The following is a 19,507-nucleotide window of genomic DNA, read 5'->3' on the forward strand; positions in this document are numbered from 1 at the left end:
TGTGCGTTTTATTGATCTTTGAAATTAAATCATGCATATAATCTTAAGTGATTAATGCATGATTTCATGATCTAAAGAAGAGGAGAGTATCAATGCATCAAGGTCAATGTTTATGTGGCAAGGTTAAGCTATCGACAGCGCAAGATATCTCTGCACTCAGCGTTTGTCATTGCAGTATGTGTTTGCGTTGGAATGGTGACCCTGGTTTTTCAATTGATTGTAAATCAGATTTGAAGATTGAAGGTGAAGAAAATATAACACGTTATGATTCATCTTTATGGGGAGAACGAGCATTTTGTAAGCATTGTGGTTCTCATCTTTTTTATCATCTAAAAGAAACCCATACTTACTATGTATCAGCAGGATTATTCCCCGATGCAAAAGAAAGTAAACTGACAATGCAAATTTATATAGATAGCAAACCTAATTATTATAATTTTGTAGAAAAAACGCCCATGCTAACAGAACAAGATATTATGAATATGTTCAATAAATAACATTTCATTTATTAGTTTTTTATATTTTTTTTATTTTTTAAAGACTCTTTTCTACATGAGTCTTTTTTATTATTTTATTTCATTAAATAAATATTAATGTAATATAAAGGAAGCGCTGGGTTGCTATTTTCTTATTATAGTATGATGTTTGTATTCACGCCTGTGAAGAATTGATTTAATGTTCTTTGTTATGGTGTAATTTAAAAGGAAAAAGTTATTGATAAATACATTGATAATAAGTCGAGTTGAAATATTTAGCTTGGGAATAAAAACACTTCTTAGCCAGATTAAAAAAATTAATATCCGAAAGGTGGTGAATAATGAAAATGATGCATTTCGTTATTGCCGACAATTTTCAGTTAATCTTATTATTATTTATTCAGCACCTTCAGTCTCATTAATTGATTCTATAAAAAGAATAAAGCGATCATCTTTATCAATTAAAATTATTGTTATTTCACCAAAAACAGATTCAATATTATCAATAACACTTCTTCAATTGGGTATTGAAGGTTTTATTGTAGCTGATACTTCTTGTGAAAATATTCTGCAAGCTATCCGACAGGTTTGTATCGGTCAACGGTATATAAGCCAAGAGTTAGCGATGGAAATCGCACTAACAAAATTACAGCAAGAATTAAATCCTTTACATCATCTGTCTGAACGAGAATTGCAGATTATGTCGATGATCATTAGAGGGAAGAAAATCACACAAATCGCAAGTGAGTTGAATATTAATACAAAAACAGTAAATAGCTATCGTTACCGAATGTTTAGTAAACTTAAAATTTCAGGTGATGTAGAATTAACACATATAGCAATACGTTATGGGTTAATTGAGATAGAGAGTCATTTACAAAGTGGAAGACAAATTTGACGCCAAAGCATTCTTAAGCCGAGTCACAGATAAACCAGGTGTGTATCGGATGTATGATGCAACAGACACAGTAATCTATGTCGGCAAAGCTAAAGATCTGAAAAAAAGGCTTTCAAGCTATTTTCGTACACAGGTAAATAGCCGTAAAACTGAAGCTTTAGTGAAGTGCATTGCAAATATTGATGTCACGATCACCCATACAGAAACGGAAGCTTTATTGCTTGAACACAGCTACATTCAGCGTTATCAGCCTCGCTATAATGTGTTGTTGCGAGATGATAAATCCTATCCTTATATCTATTTAAGCGGTGATAAACACCCCAGACTTGCTAGCTACCGTGGCGCAAAACATGCGAAAGGGGAATATTTTGGACCTTTTCCTAACTCCTTTGCAGTAAGAGAAACCTTAGCATTAATGCAAAAATTGTTTCCTATTCGTCAATGCGAAGACAGTGTTTATCGCAATCGTTCAAGACCTTGTTTGCAATATCAAATTGGGCGTTGCCTTGCACCTTGCGTAAAAGGTTATGTTTCTGATGAAGAATATGCCCAACAAGTTAATTATGTGCGACTTTTTCTTTCAGGTGATGATACGCAAGTTATTGATGGATTGGTTAAACGTATGGAAGGAGCTAGCCAAGAATTACGTTTTGAAGAGGCCGCTCGCATTCGTGATCAAATTCAAGCGGTAAGGCAAGTAACAGAAAAACAATTTGTTGCCAATATTGGTGATGATCTTGATGTGATCAGTGTTGCTTTTAATGGTGCGATTGCTTGTGTTTATGTTCTCTTTTTCCGTCAAGGTAAAGTGTTAGGTAGTCGGAGTTATTTTCCTAAAGTTCCTGCAAATACCTCAATCGATGAAGTTGTTCAGACTTTTATTGGTCAATTTTATTTACAAGGCAGTGCAATTCGTACTTTACCAAGTGAAATTTTGCTCGATTTTGATTTAGAAGATAAAGCCATTCTTTCTGAATCTATATCTTCAATTGCAGGTCGAAAAATTCAAATTCAAACAAAACCGCGTGGTGATAGGGCGCGCTATTTGAAATTAGCTAGAACAAATGCGGCAACGGCATTGGCTTCAAAACAAGTCGAGCAATCGACAATTTCACAGCGTTATACCTCTTTGATGTCTCTTCTTGATATGAAAGAGATAAAACGAATGGAATGTTTTGATATTAGTCACACTATGGGAGAGCAAACTGTGGCTTCATGTGTAGTATTTGACATGAATGGCCCATTAAAATCTGAATATAGGCGCTATAATATTAGTGGTATTACTCCTGGTGATGATTATGCGGCGATGAATCAAGTGCTTACTCGACGTTATGGTAAATCATTAGAAGACAGTAAGGTTCCAGATGTTATCTTTATCGATGGTGGTAAAGGGCAATTAGCACAAGCAATAGAGGTATTTGATTCTCTTAATGTTGATTGGGACAAATCACACCCGAAATTAATTGGTGTCGCAAAAGGAAGTGATCGTAAAGCAGGGCTTGAAACTTTGTTTTTTGTGCCTGAAGGTGAAGGAATGGCGTTACCTTCTGATTCACCTGCGTTACATTTGATCCAACATATTCGTGATGAATCCCATCGTCATGCAATAACGGGACATCGTCAACGTAGAGCAAAAGTAAAAAATACCAGTTCGCTGGAGTCTATTGAAGGCGTAGGGCCCAAACGTCGTCAAATGTTGTTGAAATATATGGGAGGGCTACAAGCTTTACGAGATGCAAGTGTTGAAGAAATTGCAAAAGTCCCCACAATTTCGACGGCATTAGCAGAAAAAATTTTTAATGCGTTGAAACACTAAGTGTATTGATGCACCATATTAATAACTCTCACTTTTCTAGGTCGTGTAGAACGCTATGCAACTAAATATCCCAACTTGGCTAACTCTATTTCGTGTCGCTCTAATCCCATTCTTTGTTTTGGTGTTTTATTTACCATTCAAAGATGCTCCATTAGTTTGCGCTATTATTTTTATGGTAGCAGCTGCAACAGACTGGTTTGATGGTTTTTTAGCACGTAGATGGAAACAAACTACCCGCTTCGGAGCTTTTCTTGATCCAGTAGCGGATAAAGTAATGGTTGCAACAGCACTTGTTTTAATTACTGAGTACTATCATGAGTGGTGGATAACCTTACCTGCAGCAACAATGATTGCTCGTGAAATTATTATTTCTTCATTAAGAGAATGGATGGCTGAATTAGGGAAACGTAACAGTGTTGCAGTTTCTTGGATAGGAAAAGTGAAGACGACCGCACAAATGGGATCGCTTGTTGTGTTATTATGGCGTCCTACTGTTGAAGCAGAATGGTTTGGATTCGCTTTATTATATATCGCAACAGTGCTGACTTTCTGGTCAATGTTTCAATATTTGAGCGCTGCGTGGTCAGATTTGCGCGAAGGTTGATCGAAATGACTGAAAATTCACCGAACAGTCAAAAAGATGCAAATATAGTGTTGACTAGATTCAGGAAATCAGTAGAATGCAACGCATCGAAAGGCACAACGGTTTACAGAAATAAATAAGTAAATCAGCAAGTTCGGTAATGCGGGAATAGCTCAGTTGGTAGAGCACAACCTTGCCAAGGTTGGGGTCGCGAGTTCGAGTCTCGTTTCCCGCTCCAATCTCTTATGAGATTGAGTAGTTGAGGCGCGTTGGCAGAGTGGTCATGCAGCGGATTGCAAATCCGTGTACCTCGGTTCGATTCCGGGACGCGCCTCCATTAATGCCCAGGTGGTGAAATCGGTAGACACAAGGGATTTAAAATCCCTCGGCTGTAAGGCTGTGCGGGTTCAAGTCCCGCCCTGGGCACCATCTCTTTAAGATAAAGAGTTTGGTGCAAAAAGAAAGTCCATTGTAAATGGCATTGAGAAGTAAATAAGTAATAAGTCGTCCATGCCAGTATCTATCTTAGTAATAAGGATTTACGGACGCACCACAGAATTTAGCCCAGGTGGTGAAATCGGTAGACACAAGGGATTTAAAATCCCTCGGCTGTAAGGCTGTGCGGGTTCAAGTCCCGCCCTGGGCACCATATAAATAGCGGACCTTAACTTGGGTCCGTTTTTTCTTCCTCTAGCAACAAGTTAGTGAGAGAAAAGCAAAAAACTAAAGTTAGCTGTTTTAGAAGTAAATGCTTTAAATTTATTTGTTATCTATCTTGTTTGATAAACAAGTATTAAGTGTGACAAGTAAATACAATTTAGCCCAGGTGGTGAAATCGGTAGACACAAGGGATTTAAAATCCCTCGGCTGTAAGGCTGTGCGGGTTCAAGTCCCGCCCTGGGCACCATATAAAAAAGCGGACCTTAATAAGGTCCGTTTTTTTTTGATCATAAAAAGTAAAAATCAAATTGAATATATTATTTTATTGCTACTTAAATATGATTTTATCAACTCGATGGGTATAAAATAAAAAATCACCTTATCAGGTGTAGCAATAAGGTGATTTATATTTAATGTTTTTTGTATTAGTGTTTGGCAATTAACTCTTTGTATTTAAAGCAATGACTCGATCTCTTAGTATAATAAAACGAGTCAATACATCGTCTACCGTAAGAAGCCCTACATTATCTTCAGGTGCCTTCAGTACTTCACTGGCAATATGCCATGGACCCCAAAAATCAGCATCACTATTACCAAACATCGCTACTGTCGGCACACCAACACCCACTGAAATATGTAATGCACCACCATCGCTGGTTAGCATCTGATCACATAAAGACATACCAGCCATTAATTCTCTAAGATTTTGCGTAGGTACTGGCGTAATAGGGATATCTTTGCACTGTTCAAGGATAAACTGTGCTTTTTCATCATCACCGGGGTGCTGTTTATTGTCGTTGCTTCCTGGCGACCAAAAGAGAAGAATGTGGCATTTTTCACGTTGTGTTAATTGGTGTGCTAACTCGATAAATTTTTCTGCTTGCCAACGTTGTTGTGGTTTACGTGAACTGATTTGTAAGCCGTAAATAGGAACATTTTCAGTTATTTTAATGCGTTGACGAATTGCAGAGATCTCTTCATCTTTGACATACAATTTTAAAGGGCCAGCTTTTTTCTCTATTCCAAGAGGATGGGCTAGTTGACAGAACAACTCAGCGATATGGCCTTTGTTAGACGGCGTTGGAATAGGATCTGTCACTGCTGAAGGCGCGTCATTGCCAATAGCGATAATACGCTTAGCACCTGATAATTTTGCCCATTGTAATGCTCTTTTGGCCCAATGGTCACGAGCAACAATTGCGATATCATAATGCTGACGACGCATATCAAAAATAATTTTCAAGCGACTTAGAATAAGTTTTAGGGATGATTGTCCTGATTTTTTATGATGTAATTTACTGTAAATATGTACATTTCCAACAGAAGGGTTGCCTTCTAGGATGGCTTGATTGTAAGAGTTTACGAGCAGATCTATTTTTGTATTATATTCATGGGCAAGAGAGTCAATTAATGGTGTTGTAAGTATTAAATCACCAATGTTATCTCTTTGTATTATTAATATTTTAGGCATAATTAGATTTATGTATATTCGAATGAGAGAAATTCATTGCTGATGAGTATGACTTCAGCAGTAATCATATTGTATATTTATGATTATAAGCGATTCGATATGTAGAGGCATCTTTATCAGGGAATTAATCTGCTTTTGGGATAGGGATAGGAAATGAGAAGAAGATAAGCTCAAAGGCTGTACTATTGATAATACGATGACTATTTTTTAGATAATCATCGTATTTGTTATATGTCTTAATATAAAATTTATCTTTAGTAACTAAGACTATGTTTATAATGCCATTTACGGGTAATTAAAAACACGCTTCCAAAATATCGAGTACATCTTTAGAGGTTAGCTTTTGATAGCCTCTACCAATAATTGTGGTTGATTGTGCAATCTCAGGAAGCATTTCTCTTGTTGCACCTAAGGCTTCTAATGATGTAATAATGCCGCATTCCTTTGTGAAACGTTCTAGTGCATCAATACCTTCAAGGGCAATTTGATCTTGCGTTTTTCCTTCTGCGGAAATTCCCCATACTTGAGTTGCAAATCGTACAAATTTTTCAATACCAAACTTATAGATAAAACGATAATAAGGTAGAGAAATCGCTGCGAGTCCCATTCCATGTGCACAGTCTGTATAAGCCCCTAATTGATGTTCAATCATATGAACTTGCCAATCTTGTGTTTTTGATAATCCTGTGAGGGTATTTAATGCAAGTGTTGCATTCCACATAAGATTACTTCTGGCTTCGTAATCTGTTGGATTTTTTAGTGCGATACGTAAATTATCAATCGAAGATTTTAATAAACTTTCAATTAAATAATCGGTTGTATTTGCACCTTCATCAGAAAAATATTGCTCCATCAAATGCGACATAGTGTCAAAAACACCACTTACCATCTGATACTGAGAAACAGAAAAAGTATATTCTGGGTTTAAAATCGAGAACTTAGGAAATACATTTGCAGGAAATGCACGTCCAATTTTATATTTAGTCTCTTCATGGGTAATAACTGAACCACCATTCATTTCAGAGCCTGTGCCTACCATGGTAAGAATTGATGCGACAGGAACAATTTTATTTGTCACATCTTGGTATTCAACCCAGTATTTTTGGAAAGGATCTTCATTTTCACAATAAGCCGAAATGGAAATGCCTTTCGCACAATCGATAACGGAGCCACCACCGACCGCTAATATCAAACTGACATTGTGTTCGCGAACTAGCTGAGCACCTTCCATCATTTTTTTATAAGTTGGGTTTGGCATAACGCCTGATAACTCAACAATGTTTTTACCTGCATGACGGAGTATGGTTATAACCTCATCATAGAGCCCATTTGATTTAATCGCGTTACGGCCATACATCAGCATAACTGTTTCGCCATAATGTGATAATTCATCATTTAATTTAGCAAGAGAATTCTTACCAAAATGAATGGTGGTTGGATTATAGTAAGAGAAATCGAGTTGCATTTTGATATCCTTTTGCCAGATTAAAGACTATCTAATTAAAGCCTAATGTATTTTTTAACTTCAAATAAGATAGAGACAGATTAATTGTTGAGGAAAATGCTATCGCTTTCGCATTTAGAAATGAATGTCTGATCTTCTTAGTCTCTTGCCTATTTTTCCAAAAAACTAAAATGATGATTGTGAATAATATAAATCAGCTTAGAGAAAGAACAAGAGCATTTATAACGGTTAAATATGATCCGTTTCTTTAAGCAACTTAATGTCTGTTGCTGGTGGAGCTCCGAATAATCGACTATATTCACGACTAAATTGAGAAGGGCTTTCATAACCAACTCGGAAAGTGGTTGTCGTTGCACCTAAATTTTCAGTTAACATTAATCGACGGGCTTCACTGAGTCGTAATTTTTTTTGGAATTGAAGCGGAGTCATTGATGTCATTGTTTTAAAATGAGTATAAAAAGCAGATTTGCTCATTCCAGAACATGAAGCCAATTCACTGATATTTAATGGTTTTATATAATTACTTTTTAACCAATCAATCGCTTTAGCTATTTGATGACTATGACTACCTGCTGTGACGATTTGATTCAATCGTTCACCTTGCTCTGTAATAAGTAGACGATAAAAAATCTCACGCTTTATACCTGGAGCAAGAATTTTAATACTATCAGGCTCATCAAGAAGAGTGAGCAAGCGAATAAAGGCATTGACTAAAGGTTCTGATAATTTGCCAACAGCAATTCCTTTTTGAGCATTTAAATCTGAGTTAAATGTTAATTCACTATCAACGATGAGTTGCGATATTTCTTGCAGATCTAACTCCATAACTAGCCCTAAAAAAGGTTTCTCGTTGCTGGCTTTCATAATATTTGCCATAACTGGGAGTTCTATTGAAGAAATTAAAAAATGGTTGGCATCATAAATAAAGCTTTCTTCTCCTAAGATCACTCTCTTTTCACCTTGGGCAATTAAACATATTCCTGATTTGTGAGTATGGCTGGTAATTGGTGTAGGAGAAGTCCAGTGTGTCAGCGTTAATCCCGGAATTTGAGTTTCAAATTGATTAGTATCATGAGTCCATTTTTCAATCTGCATGGCTAGTTTTTGAGTTAATAACGCCATGTTTTCTAATTTATTCATATGGACTCCATACGGGATAAAGCGATTAATATTGTCGTCGTCGCAAAATTATAATGTATGAGATGAATATTAGAAAATTATTTGACGTATATTTAATAAGAAATCTGGAAAGTAAACATCAAAAATAAGATAGGCTGTGCCTAATAAATCACAGCCTTATGAATATATTATTTATTGGTTTTATTTTTTTCTAACCATTTTTGCATTTGTTCTATTTCAGGGCCTTGCGCATCAATAATAGCCTGAGCTAGTTTACGCATTTCAGGATCAGTACCGTATTTCAACTCAATCTTAGCCATATCAATAGCGCCTAAATGGTGGGCAATCATGCCATCAGCAAAAGCGACATCTGCATTATCGGTATTCATCCCTTTTGCCATATCGGCATGCATCTTATTCATGGAATCATTGAGTTCTTTTTGCATTGGCGAACTGTTATGAGGTGTATCCATATTCATGTTCATGTGTGTATTGTTTGCCATTGCACCAAAAGAGATAGCACTCATTAAAATAACAGCAGTAGGTAAAATCTTTTTCATAACAGTTTCCTTTAATTTATCGTGTAATTGTTATTACTCTAAAGATTCCCCCTAGGGGAAGGTCAATGTTGTTATTCAAAGTTTAATGTTCTTTACCTTTAATGACGTAATTACAAAATAGCCTTTTTAACCCATTTTATTTCAATTGGTTATATCCCTAAATTCAATTTCATATCTCTTTATACACTCAGAATTTCTTTATAAAAGATAGAAAAGTAATGATAACTATTCCCATTTAATGTATTTTATTATAAAGTTGCATTATTAATACAACTTTAAGGCGAGCTATATGGATAATCAAACTACAGCGCAGTCTATGTCTCAAGAGCACTCAAAAGCAGGACATACCTTTTTAGCAAGTTTAGGGAAAACACGTTTAAGACCCGGCGGTGTAGAGGCATCTGATTGGTTGATTAATAACGCACATTTTACATCATCAAGCCATGTTCTTGAGATTGCTTGTAATATGGCGACAACTTCAATTGAAATTGCTAAGGAATATGGTTGCCATATTATTGCTGTCGATATGGATGATAATGCTTTAGCTCATGCACAGAATAATGTTGATAAAGCACAATTATCACATTTGATTCAATTAACCAAAGCCAATGCGTTATCTTTGCCTTTTCCTGATAATACGTTTGATATTGTTATAAATGAAGCAATGTTGACAATGTATGCAGATAAAGCCAAAACAAAGCTAGTAAAAGAGTATTACCGTGTTTTAAAACCCGGTGGTTTATTATTAACTCATGATATTATGAAGAAAAATGATGATGTTAATAGAGATAAATTAATCGGTGTAGTGAAATCAAATGTAGCACCAATGTTTAAGCAAGAGTGGCATGATTTATTTATTAATATTGGTTTCTCAGAAGTAAAAATAAAATCTGGCAACATGAGTTTAATGTCACCTATTGGTTTAATTCGTGATGAAGGTTTATTTAGAACAGCTAAGATAATTAAAAATGGATTGGCAAATAAGCAAAATAGGCCACGCTTCTTATCAATGTTTCGTTTTTTTAGAGAAAATCGGCATATTTTAAATTATATTGCGTGTTGCTCTAAAAAATAATTCCATCAAGAAAAGCTTATATATCATTTAATGGCACCTAGGTAAAACTAGGTGCTTGTTTTTCTATTAATAAGAATAAATAGAACTGTATACCTCCGTAATAAAATGTAAAAAATAAAAAGAATCGTAATCCAGATTGAACCTGATTTATTTTAACTATATATATTAAAAATAAGCATTAAAAATAAGCATTAAAAAATAAATATTAAAACAGATATGATTGATATGTGGAGTTTAATATGAAACAGATACTTATTATTGCAGGAGGGATATTATCGCTGACTATTATGTTGGCTATTCTTGTCGCTATTATCATAGTATCTGTCATTAAAGAAAATACCACTGAGTTTTGGAGTGAAAGCCGTGAATTGATTGAAAATTCGTCATCAACAGTACGTAAAACGCTTTCTACCGTAGAAGCAAAACGCGATACGCTTATGGCTATTTATCAATCTAAAGATAATAATGGAAGTTGTCAGCAGTTAGCTGAAAAGCTAAATGATGTTGAAAAAGCACTTTCTAATGGAAATTTAACGCTATCACGACCAGCAAAAGAACAAATTTCAACTATCAAAAATGCTTTTGATGGTTCGACATCACCTACGAAAAATATTGCTTGCGAGCAAGCAATTCAAGTTATTACTGACTTGAGTCAGTAATCTTAATATCCTTTCTATTTTTATTTATCTTTTATCCAACAGTAAGATTATTTTCGGTTATTAAATTAGTATCTCTTAACTTAATTCAATGAATATGCGATATATTTTTCTTGAAAAGAGTATATTTTTATTCTTTACCATAAAGTAGCAATAGGGCATTTATATCTACAATCTTACTATTAAAAGATTATGTTAACGTTAAAAAGAAGTTGCCAAGGGGATTTAAAATCGCGATACGAATATGCTAAAATTGATAGCTGATTCGCTTTAGCAGTGAGATTTGGTGATAATTTGGTTTATTTTTTGTTTCTAACGAAATGTGTTTTTATTTTTAATACTATTTTTTATTTTCAATCTAATAAATCAATTTTAGCGCAAGTAAGAAAAGCAAATCAGACAAAAGCTTCTATCAAAAGCATGGCATATATATCAATATAATTTAAGAAAATATCAATCAATTATGAATATCGCAGCATCAAACGTAAATGAAGTTAGCCGACAAACAGCGTGGATCAGGGTAATAATATTATCATTCGCGGCTTTCGTTTTTAATACAACAGAATTTGTTCCTGTTGCATTGTTAAGTGATATTTCTGAAAGCTTTGGTATGCTCCCAGCTCAAACAGGTTTAATGATCACGATATATGCTTGGGTTGTTGCTTTAATGTCTCTGCCTTTAATGATAATGACAAGTAAAGTTGAGCGACGTAAGTTACTTATTATTTTATTTATACTCTTTATTTTAAGTCATATTTTATCTGGTGTGGCATGGGATTTTAAATCACTGATAGCAGGGCGTATTGGTGTCGCTTTTTCTCATGCAGTATTTTGGTCTATTACTGCATCACTAGCTATTAGAGTAGCACCTGCTGGTAAACGCGCTCAGGCATTAGGTTTATTAGCAACAGGAACAGCACTTGCAACAGTATTAGGTTTACCTATTGGTCGTGTTGTTGGACAGTGGTTAGGATGGCGTGCAACATTTATGGGCATTGGGATATTAGCCTTAATTACTATGTTTGCATTAATGCGTTATTTACCTTTATTACCAAGTGAGCATTCAGGATCACTAAAAAGTGTGCCTATGTTATTAAAGCGCGGCCCACTCATGGGGATCTTTCTATTAACGGTTATTGCCGTAACGGCGCATTTTACAGCGTATAGTTATATCGAGCCTTTTGTGGTTGATATTGCAAATCTGGATCAGAATTTTGCTACGTTGGTGTTATTGATTTTTGGTGGAGCCGGTATCATTGGTAGCGTGTTATTTAGTCGTTATAGCACCAAAATGCCAACATCATTCTTATTTTCAGCCTTAATATTGCTTACTGTTTGTTTAAGCTTATTAATGATCAGTAGCCAGAATCTAACCGCATTTATTGTGCTGATTATATTTTGGGGTATTGGATTTATGTGTATTGGGCTAGGAATGCAGGTGAAAGTGATTGATTTAGCACCTGATGCAACAGATATCGCTATGTCTATTTATTCTGGTATTTTTAATATCGGTATTGGTGCTGGAGCATTGATTGGTAATCAGGTTATTTTACATGCTGGTATGACAAACATTGGCTATGCAGGAACAATATTAAGTATTATTGCAGCGGTTTGGTGTGGTTTTATCTTTAATCGTTATCGTGTTGCTATGGGCGGGGAACCCCGCCAAAGGAATCAACTTCATCAACACTAAATAAGTATTTCTACGATATAAAGGCACTTATTCAATAGGAAGAGTGCCTTTTTTATTTGTTGTAGATGAATATCCGTAATCTCGCTTGTGATAGAATTCACAAAATTGACTTTGTATAGGATTAAGGCGAAAAAATGAATGGATTAACTTACTTAATGTTGGCAATTATATCTGAAGTCATTGCGACAACAATGCTGAAAGCTTCTGATGGTTTTAGCCGATTATATCCATCTATTGTAGTCGTCATTGGTTACTGTCTTTCTTTTTGGGCACTTTCTCAAGTGGTAAGAGTTATGCCATTAGGTATTGCTTATGCAATATGGAGTGGATTAGGGATAGTTTTAGTCTCTGTTGCAGCAGTATTTCTTTATCAACAAAAACTCGATTTACCTGCCATTGTTGGTATGACTTTAATTATTGCTGGTGTTTTAGTTATAAATCTACTTTCAAAAAGTGCTTCACACTAATAGGAATAACTGGAATAAATTAGGGTGTCTTTGATGCAAAAGAAATTTAAAACAGCTTGTTATCTTATTATGTTGACTAGCTTTGCTTTTATTGCAGGATGCAGTAATTCAGCGCAGACACAATATTCATCTACACAAATGGTTAGTAAAAGTCGAACGATACCGACAACCAGCCTTGATATTCCCTTAGAAGAATCAGCCAAGGCAACCTGTGTCTTTTCAGGTGGTGTGCCTTCTTTAAACTATGAATTGCATGGCGGTCAAACGCCAGTGTGTCAATTTGCTAATGGTAAGCGTTGTAGTGAACAAGCTTTAATAGAAGGGGCTTGCATTCCAGGTTAAAGCTTATTTGGGGTTGAATGCTGAATCACCATTTCTCTATTATAAAAATAGCCTTTAGTTTATCGCTAAAGGCTATTTTCTTTTTTATTCTTTTGTCTTAAAAGAACTTGTTATTTGGCTCATTAATACTAATAAACCTACAACAAAATAAGCAGAGAAAATAATAAGCATCCATTGTGGCATTTCTAAAGTTAAGAATTGCCATTGGCTGACAGAGCAATCACCGGTTGCTTGGAATACAGAAGGGAACCAATCTTGCAGGGCAAACCAAGAAGGTAAAGTGACAAAGAAATCACAGGTTGCAAAAGGTGATGGATTCAGAATAAGTTGTGTATGCTCCCAAGCTAGTTCAATTCCTCGGTATGCAGAATAAATCCATAAGAAACTACCCGCCATACGCATAAGAGCCATTTTAGGTGCAGATGCCCCAATCAATGCAGCAACTAAGATCCCTAATACCGCGATACGTTGATAGACGCACATTACGCAAGGCATTAATTCCATTCCGTACTGAAAATACAATGCAGCACCTTCAAGACCTATTGCTGTTAATGCGAGCAACAGCCATGAAAAACGGCTTTGTGACCAGTGACGAAGAGAAGTCAGCATAATAATATCCATTTAAATATTAAATAAAATAAGTGCCTATTCTGCCCAAAAATCAAGCGCAAAAAAAGTTAAAACCTGTTATTTCACAAATATTTACATTCAAGCTTATTTTAATGAAAAAAATAGGACTTTTATCAAATAAAAGTCCTATTTATGTGGTGTAACTGTGGATCTATTGTTATGGAATAGCAACTAAACCAATTTCATAAAACCAGTGTGTTGCAGGAACAAGCCAAAATTCAACAGCCAGTAAACCAAGCAATGTCATTACAATTGTATATGGCAGTGCCATTATCACCATACGACCATATGATAAACGGATAAGTGGTGATAATGCTGATGTTAATAAGAACAGGAATGCGGCTTGACCATTTGGCGTCGCAACAGAAGGTAAGTTTGTACCTGTATTAATAGCAACACCAATATGTTCATATTGTGATTGGCTAATTAATCCATTTTGCAATGCTGTTAAAGCTTCACTGATATAAACCGTACCCACAAACACGTTATCTGAAATAGCAGATAGTAGACCATTAAAGAGGTAAAAAAGAGACAGTTGTGAGGATTCTGAAGCTTGAAGAACAAACTGAATAATAGGGCCAAATAATTGTTGATCAATAATAACAGCAACAATAGAGAAGAAAACAGTCAATAACGCAGTGAAAGGTAAGGCTTCTTCAAATGCTTTACCAAGAGCGTGTTCTTCTGTGATCCCACAAAATGCAGTGGCAAGAATAATAACAGATAAACCGATAATACCGACTTCTGCTAAATGGAGCGCTAAAGCAACAATCAACCAAATACCAATTAATGCTTGGATCATCAGTTGTGCTTTTTCTTGAGAAGTGCGTTTTTCACTGTTTTTCTTATCGTATTCAGTGAGAACTTTACGAACTAAATCAGGTAATTCAGCACCATAACCAAAGAGCTTAAAGCGTTCTACAAGGTAGCACACTGCAAGGCCAGCAAAGAAAACAGGAATAGTGACAGGTGACATTCTGATAAAGAAGGTCACAAAATCCCACTCTAAATGTTTTGCAATAATAAGGTTTTGTGGTTCACCAACCATGGTCATTACGCCACCTAATGCAGTACCAACACCCGCATGCATCATTAAGCTACGTAAAAAAGCACGGAATTGTTCTAAAGTTTGTTTTTTTTCTGCGGTATCAATAAATCCATCATTATTTAATTCTGCACCTGATTGGTTAGAAGCGAAATTATGATAAATAGAATAGAAACCGAGAGAGACACTGATTACAACCGCGATAACGGTTAAAGCATCTAAAAAGGCAGATAAAAATGCACTTGCGAAGCAAAAGGCAATAGACAACATTCGTTTAGAGCGAATGGATAACAGCAGTTTAGTAAAAGCAAACAGTAATAATTGCTTCATAAAATAGATACCTGCAACCATAAAGACAAGAAGCAAAATCACTTCAAGGTTGTTGGCAATTTCATGACCAATCTGTTTTGGGCTAGTCATACCAATGATGACGGCCTCAATAGCAAGTAATCCTCCGGGTTGTAACGGGTAACACTTTAGCGCCATAGCCAGTGTAAAAATAAATTCTACAACTAATAGCCAACCGGCGACAAAAGGGTCAACAAAGAAAAAAATCAGTGGGTTGATAATTAAAAAAGTAAGAATAGCAAGCTTATACCAATCTGGGGAATTCCCCATAAAGTTCTTTAGTAGTGCTTGTCTTATACTCATATCCATTAGGTTTCTCATCCTCCAAATAGAGATTTTAAGCGCAATGATGCGCAATTTAACCATAGTACGCGCTAATCGCTGTGAAATTAAGCGCCTCAGTAATAATAAATTGATAAAGCTACATCAAGTTTTATGATGCCATTCACTATTTAATGATGGTTGAGCTATATCAAAATTACGCATTCTGATATTATCTTTTCCATTATTAGCAGAAAAATCGCTTCGGAAGAAATAAAAATATGGTTATTAAGGCTCAAAGCCCCGCAGGTTTTGCGGAAGAGTATATTGTTGAAAGCATCTGGAATAATCGTTTTCCTCCTGGATCTATTCTTCCAGCGGAACGTGAGCTCTCTGAATTAATCGGTGTTACAAGAACCACATTAAGAGAAGTGTTACAACGCCTTGCTCGTGATGGTTGGTTAACAATTCAACACGGAAAGCCAACGAAGGTAAACAATTTCTGGGAAACATCAGGCCTTAATATCCTTGAAACAGTCGCTCGTCTCGATCATGATCGAGTACCACAGTTAATAGATAACTTATTGGCCGTCAGAACCAATATCTCAGCTATTTTTATACGTACAGCATTTAGAAATAGCCCTGAAAAATGTATTGAAATTTTAAACCATGAGCTTACTACTGAAAATAGCGCTGATGAGTTTAGTGAACTGGATTACAACATTTTCCGTGGATTGGCGTTTGCATCAGGTAACCCAATTTATGGTCTTATCTTAAACGGCTTAAAAGGGCTTTATACGCGCGTAGGTCGTTATTATTTCTCAAATATTCAAGCCAAAGAACTCGCATTAGCATTCTATAAAAAACTGGCTGCATTATGTGAGCAAAAAGATGTCGAGCATGTCATGGAATGTGTCCGTCAATATGGTAAAGACAGTGGTGTTATCTGGCAAAGTTTACAGTCACCATTACCAAGTGACCTAGAAGAAGTAAAACGCTAATTACGTTTGCTGCTTTATCACAATAGAAAAACCAGTATGCATATAATTTGTGATACTGGTTTTTTTATGCTTTTTAAAAAGCCAATGTGTCATTTTTTAGGCAATGCTTTAAATAGGTTATTTTTAGTAAAAAGAGTAACCAAAGTGAGTTAATTTAGGCGTTATCATCTTAAAATAAGCTAATTTTTAGATTTTAATAAAGTTCCAATTTTCTTTTCCTACACCTTAAAATCCCTTCAATTTAAAATAATTTACTAATCAATATTTTTATAATTTACAGTAAAAATAATATATCATTGATTTTACTGGTTAATTAAATGTTTTTTTTTGAAAATCATCTGTCGAATAACAATCAAATGTGACTTAACTCTAAAATCTATCTTTTTATTGGCTTAGATGATTATTCTATATTGGCTTTTTGTGTATGGAATATTATTCTTATGTTATATCAATGTAAATTATTGGAGTCTTGCCATGAAAGTGATCATCTTAGGTGGCGGCGTTATTGGTGTAACGAGTGCGTGGTATCTTGTGCAACAAGGCCATGAAGTCATTGTTGTTGATAGACAAAATAGTGCAGCTGAAGAGACGAGTGCAGGTAATGCAGGCCAAATATCTCCAGGGTATGCAACGCCTTGGGGCGCGCCAGGTATTCCATTAAAAGCAGTTAAATGGATGTTTCAAAAGCACGCACCATTAGCGATTAAACCCGATGGCTCACTTTTCCAATTACGTTGGATGTGGCAAATGTTACGTAATTGTGATGCGTCACATTACACTATGAATAAAAGCCGCATGGTGCGTATTGCCGAATATAGCCGTGATTGCATTCGTCAGTTACGCCAAGACACTGGCATTGAATATGAAGGTCGCCAAGGCGGCACTCTGCAACTTTTCCGTGATCAAAAGCAATTTGATAATGCAGCCAATGATATTGCTGTATTAAAGCAAGAAGGCGTTGCTTATGAATTGTTAACTGCGGATCAACTAAAATTAGCCGAACCTGCACTTGAGCATGTTAGTCACAAATTGACAGGTGGTTTACGTTTACCAAATGATGAAACGGGTGATTGCCAAACTTTCACGAAAAGACTCGCTAAAATGGCAGAAGATGCAGGTGTTACTTTCTTGTTTAACAAAGAAATCAAACATTTGTTATTTGATGGTGATAAAGTAGCGGGTGTTCAATGTCATGATGGATTATTAACAGCCGATCATTATGTTGTTGCCATGGGCTCTTATTCAACAGAGTTTTTGAAAAACAAAGTCGCTATTCCAGTTTACCCTCTTAAAGGTTATTCACTTACGATGCCGATTATTGATGCTTCAAGAGCACCAACATCCACTATTTTAGATGAAACTTATAAAATCGCAGTAACTCGTTTTGATGAGCGAATTCGTGTTGGCGGAATGGCAGAAGTCGTTGGTTTTAATCTGGATATTTTAAAATCGCGCTGTGAAACATTAAAAATGGTTGTACAAGATCTCTATCAAGGTGGTGGTGATATTGAGAAAGCCACTTTTTGGACAGGTTTAAGACCTATGACACCTGATGGTACACCAATTGTAGGACCTACGGCTTATCGCAATTTATCATTAAATACAGGGCACGGCACATTAGGTTGGACAATGGCATGTGGCTCTGGACAATTATTGGCTGATTTAATTTCAGGGAATAAACCTGCTATTGCCGCTGATGATTTATCTGTGTTTCGGTATATCGATGGCTTTAATACTAAATTGCTCTTACCGGGGCAAAAACTTGATGCAGCTTATTAATTGAGGAAAAAACATGTCCAGACCCACAAAAGTAACCATTAACCTCGATGCATTAAGCCATAATCTATCTGTTATTAAAGAGAGAGTCAGAGGCAGCAAAGTGTGGTCTGTTGTAAAAGCAGATGCTTATGGACATGGATTATCCTGTGTTTGGCCGGCATTAAGTCATACTGATGGTTTTGCATTAATTGAGTTAGACAAAGCTATCATGTTAAGAGAGCAAGGATGGGTTGGTCCCATCCTTTTACTCGAAGGTTTTTTTAAACCAGAAGATGTCTATTTACTCGAGCGCTATTCACTTACCACCGCAGTGCATTCAGATTGGCAATTTGATGCCATAGAAAAAGCACAATTAGAAAGACCTATCAATATTTATCTTAAGCTTAATAGCGGAATGAACCGTTTAGGTTATCGTCCTGATGCTTATCAACAAGCGATTGATCGTGCGAAAAGTATCAAAAATATTGGTTCAATTATCCAAATGTCGCATTTTGCTAATGCAGATACTGGATTGAACATGAATGCACAAAAGGCCGCCATTAATCAGGCAATGGTAAATGAATTACCTCGGTGTTTGGCAAATTCAGCTGCAACGTTATTTGATCCTGAAACTTATCAAGATTGGGTACGCCCAGGTATTATTTTATATGGTGTTTCTCCTTCGGGTGTTTGGCAAGATATTGCTAATTTCGATTTACAACCCGTAATGACATTTAATAGTGAAATATTAGCCATTCAACAAGTCAAAAAAGGTGAGCAGATAGGTTATGGTAGCCGATATACCGCTGAGCGTGATATGCGGATCGGTGTTGTTGCCTGTGGTTATGCTGATGGTTATCCAAGACACGCACCAGACGGTACACCTGTTATTGTTAATGGACATAAAACACAATTGGTAGGGCGCATCTCTATGGATATGCTAACCATTGATGTTACGGATTTTCCTGATGTCAATTACGGTAGTCCAGTTGAATTATGGGGGAAAGAACTTCCTGTTGATGATGTTGCAATGGCATGTGGCACTATTGGTTACGAATTACTGTGTGCAATAGCACCAAGAGTTATTGTTGAAGTGATGATAAATTTACCTAATTCCACTTTTTCTGATCTAAATGAAAGTTGTTGATAATCACTAAACTAGAATAAGATTAAATTTATTTTG

18 protein-coding genes and 5 tRNA genes are annotated in these 19,507 nt (G+C 35.8%); 17 read left to right on the top strand and 6 right to left on the bottom strand.

Going from position 1 to position 19,507, the window contains the following annotated elements; genetic code table 11:
- Positions 1 to 92 precede the first annotated feature (92 nt).
- From JEP36_RS10020 to JEP36_RS10060, 9 genes are all read left to right on the top strand, one after another.
- Complete coding sequence (locus JEP36_RS10020) at positions 93 to 497, top strand: GFA family protein (protein ID WP_198630153.1); 405 nt, start codon at positions 93 to 95, stop codon at positions 495 to 497.
- Between the two features lie 217 nt (positions 498 to 714).
- Positions 715 to 1,374 carry a LuxR C-terminal-related transcriptional regulator gene (locus tag JEP36_RS10025; RefSeq protein WP_198619909.1) on the top strand — a complete coding sequence of 220 codons (660 nt, stop codon included), beginning with the start codon at positions 715 to 717 and terminating at the stop codon, positions 1,372 to 1,374.
- Positions 1,358 to 3,190, top strand: coding sequence for an excinuclease ABC subunit UvrC (gene uvrC, locus JEP36_RS10030; protein WP_196574360.1), 1,833 nt, complete (start codon positions 1,358 to 1,360; stop codon positions 3,188 to 3,190). The genes JEP36_RS10025 and uvrC overlap by 17 nt, the downstream gene beginning before the upstream one ends.
- 55 nt (positions 3,191 to 3,245) lie before the next feature.
- Positions 3,246 to 3,794: a CDP-diacylglycerol--glycerol-3-phosphate 3-phosphatidyltransferase gene (gene pgsA, locus JEP36_RS10035; protein ID WP_075674025.1), complete on the top strand. Its 549-nt coding sequence runs from the start codon at positions 3,246 to 3,248 to the stop codon at positions 3,792 to 3,794.
- 141 nt (positions 3,795 to 3,935) lie between these two features.
- A tRNA-Gly gene (locus JEP36_RS10040) sits at positions 3,936 to 4,011 on the top strand.
- A 25-nt stretch (positions 4,012 to 4,036) separates the two neighbouring features.
- Positions 4,037 to 4,110: transfer RNA gene (locus JEP36_RS10045), tRNA-Cys, on the top strand.
- 5 nt (positions 4,111 to 4,115) lie between these two features.
- Positions 4,116 to 4,202, top strand: a tRNA-Leu gene (locus JEP36_RS10050).
- A gap of 133 nt (positions 4,203 to 4,335) precedes the next feature.
- A tRNA-Leu gene (locus JEP36_RS10055) sits at positions 4,336 to 4,422 on the top strand.
- A gap of 171 nt (positions 4,423 to 4,593) precedes the next feature.
- A tRNA-Leu gene (locus JEP36_RS10060) sits at positions 4,594 to 4,680 on the top strand.
- 192 nt (positions 4,681 to 4,872) lie between these two features.
- Here the strand turns inward: JEP36_RS10060 and JEP36_RS10065 are convergent.
- From JEP36_RS10065 to copM, 4 genes are all read right to left on the bottom strand, one after another.
- Complete coding sequence (locus JEP36_RS10065; RefSeq protein WP_198630154.1) at positions 4,873 to 5,904, bottom strand: glycosyltransferase family 9 protein; 1,032 nt, start codon at positions 5,902 to 5,904, stop codon at positions 4,873 to 4,875.
- A gap of 295 nt (positions 5,905 to 6,199) precedes the next feature.
- Positions 6,200 to 7,369 carry an iron-containing alcohol dehydrogenase gene (locus tag JEP36_RS10070; protein ID WP_198619911.1) on the bottom strand — a complete coding sequence of 390 codons (1,170 nt, stop codon included), beginning with the start codon at positions 7,367 to 7,369 and terminating at the stop codon, positions 6,200 to 6,202.
- 228 nt (positions 7,370 to 7,597) lie between these two features.
- Positions 7,598 to 8,509: an AraC family transcriptional regulator gene (locus JEP36_RS10075; protein WP_198619912.1), complete on the bottom strand. Its 912-nt coding sequence runs from the start codon at positions 8,507 to 8,509 to the stop codon at positions 7,598 to 7,600.
- Between the two features lie 167 nt (positions 8,510 to 8,676).
- A complete protein-coding gene (gene copM, locus JEP36_RS10080) occupies positions 8,677 to 9,048 on the bottom strand; it encodes a CopM family metallochaperone (RefSeq protein ID WP_109373579.1) in 372 nt (123 codons plus the stop codon).
- 289 nt (positions 9,049 to 9,337) lie between these two features.
- On the opposite strand from copM, the gene JEP36_RS10085 reads away from it, so the two are divergent.
- The 5 genes from JEP36_RS10085 (at position 9,338) to JEP36_RS10105 (ending at position 13,281) form a co-directional block, all read left to right on the top strand.
- Complete coding sequence (locus JEP36_RS10085; RefSeq protein ID WP_232805439.1) at positions 9,338 to 10,123, top strand: class I SAM-dependent methyltransferase; 786 nt, start codon at positions 9,338 to 9,340, stop codon at positions 10,121 to 10,123.
- Positions 10,124 to 10,362: 239 nt separating this feature from the next.
- A complete protein-coding gene (locus JEP36_RS10090; protein ID WP_198619913.1) occupies positions 10,363 to 10,782 on the top strand; it encodes a hypothetical protein in 420 nt (139 codons plus the stop codon).
- A gap of 460 nt (positions 10,783 to 11,242) precedes the next feature.
- The gene (locus JEP36_RS10095) at positions 11,243 to 12,472 is read left to right on the top strand and encodes a sugar transporter (RefSeq protein WP_198630155.1); all 1,230 of its coding nucleotides are present in this window, start codon (positions 11,243 to 11,245) and stop codon (positions 12,470 to 12,472) included.
- Between the two features lie 134 nt (positions 12,473 to 12,606).
- A complete protein-coding gene (locus JEP36_RS10100; RefSeq protein WP_023581949.1) occupies positions 12,607 to 12,939 on the top strand; it encodes an SMR family transporter in 333 nt (110 codons plus the stop codon).
- A gap of 33 nt (positions 12,940 to 12,972) precedes the next feature.
- Positions 12,973 to 13,281, top strand: coding sequence for a putative hemolysin (locus JEP36_RS10105; protein ID WP_198619915.1), 309 nt, complete (start codon positions 12,973 to 12,975; stop codon positions 13,279 to 13,281).
- An 84-nt stretch (positions 13,282 to 13,365) separates the two neighbouring features.
- Here JEP36_RS10105 and dsbB read toward each other — a convergent pair whose 3' ends face one another.
- Positions 13,366 to 13,890: a disulfide bond formation protein DsbB gene (dsbB, locus tag JEP36_RS10110; protein WP_109373574.1), complete on the bottom strand. Its 525-nt coding sequence runs from the start codon at positions 13,888 to 13,890 to the stop codon at positions 13,366 to 13,368.
- Between the two features lie 178 nt (positions 13,891 to 14,068).
- Complete coding sequence (gene nhaB / locus JEP36_RS10115) at positions 14,069 to 15,613, bottom strand: sodium/proton antiporter NhaB (protein ID WP_109373573.1); 1,545 nt, start codon at positions 15,611 to 15,613, stop codon at positions 14,069 to 14,071.
- Positions 15,614 to 15,846: 233 nt separating this feature from the next.
- On the opposite strand from nhaB, the gene fadR reads away from it, so the two are divergent.
- The 3 genes from fadR (at position 15,847) to alr (ending at position 19,471) form a co-directional block, all read left to right on the top strand.
- Entirely contained in the window at positions 15,847 to 16,566 is a 720-nt protein-coding gene (fadR, locus tag JEP36_RS10120) for a fatty acid metabolism transcriptional regulator FadR (RefSeq protein WP_109373572.1), read from the top strand.
- A 474-nt stretch (positions 16,567 to 17,040) separates the two neighbouring features.
- Positions 17,041 to 18,345 (top strand): D-amino acid dehydrogenase, encoded by a 1,305-nt coding sequence (locus JEP36_RS10125; RefSeq protein ID WP_109373571.1) that lies wholly within the window; start codon positions 17,041 to 17,043, stop codon positions 18,343 to 18,345.
- A gap of 13 nt (positions 18,346 to 18,358) precedes the next feature.
- A complete protein-coding gene (gene alr, locus JEP36_RS10130) occupies positions 18,359 to 19,471 on the top strand; it encodes an alanine racemase (RefSeq protein WP_198619916.1) in 1,113 nt (370 codons plus the stop codon).
- Positions 19,472 to 19,507 lie beyond the last annotated feature (36 nt).

This window comes from Proteus sp. PR00208, assembly GCF_016238545.1.
Lineage (GTDB): Bacteria > Pseudomonadota > Gammaproteobacteria > Enterobacterales > Enterobacteriaceae > Proteus.

Bases quoted from the DNA above. Each gene is read 5' to 3' on its own strand.
- JEP36_RS10020 (WP_198630153.1), top strand. From the start codon at position 93: ATGCATCAAGGTCAATGTTTATGTGGCAAGGTTAAGCTATCGACAGCG.
- pgsA (WP_075674025.1), top strand. From the start codon at position 3,246: ATGCAACTAAATATCCCAACTTGGCTAACTCTATTTCGTGTCGCTCTA.
- JEP36_RS10065 (WP_198630154.1), bottom strand. From the start codon at position 5,904: ATGCCTAAAATATTAATAATACAAAGAGATAACATTGGTGATTTAATA.
- JEP36_RS10070 (WP_198619911.1), bottom strand. From the start codon at position 7,369: ATGCAACTCGATTTCTCTTACTATAATCCAACCACCATTCATTTTGGT.
- JEP36_RS10075 (WP_198619912.1), bottom strand. From the start codon at position 8,509: ATGAATAAATTAGAAAACATGGCGTTATTAACTCAAAAACTAGCCATG.
- copM (WP_109373579.1), bottom strand. From the start codon at position 9,048: ATGAAAAAGATTTTACCTACTGCTGTTATTTTAATGAGTGCTATCTCT.
- JEP36_RS10085 (WP_232805439.1), top strand. From the start codon at position 9,338: ATGGATAATCAAACTACAGCGCAGTCTATGTCTCAAGAGCACTCAAAA.
- JEP36_RS10090 (WP_198619913.1), top strand. From the start codon at position 10,363: ATGAAACAGATACTTATTATTGCAGGAGGGATATTATCGCTGACTATT.
- JEP36_RS10095 (WP_198630155.1), top strand. From the start codon at position 11,243: ATGAATATCGCAGCATCAAACGTAAATGAAGTTAGCCGACAAACAGCG.
- JEP36_RS10100 (WP_023581949.1), top strand. From the start codon at position 12,607: ATGAATGGATTAACTTACTTAATGTTGGCAATTATATCTGAAGTCATT.
- JEP36_RS10105 (WP_198619915.1), top strand. From the start codon at position 12,973: ATGCAAAAGAAATTTAAAACAGCTTGTTATCTTATTATGTTGACTAGC.
- dsbB (WP_109373574.1), bottom strand. From the start codon at position 13,890: ATGCTGACTTCTCTTCGTCACTGGTCACAAAGCCGTTTTTCATGGCTG.
- nhaB (WP_109373573.1), bottom strand. From the start codon at position 15,613: ATGGATATGAGTATAAGACAAGCACTACTAAAGAACTTTATGGGGAAT.
- fadR (WP_109373572.1), top strand. From the start codon at position 15,847: ATGGTTATTAAGGCTCAAAGCCCCGCAGGTTTTGCGGAAGAGTATATT.
- JEP36_RS10125 (WP_109373571.1), top strand. From the start codon at position 17,041: ATGAAAGTGATCATCTTAGGTGGCGGCGTTATTGGTGTAACGAGTGCG.
- alr (WP_198619916.1), top strand. From the start codon at position 18,359: ATGTCCAGACCCACAAAAGTAACCATTAACCTCGATGCATTAAGCCAT.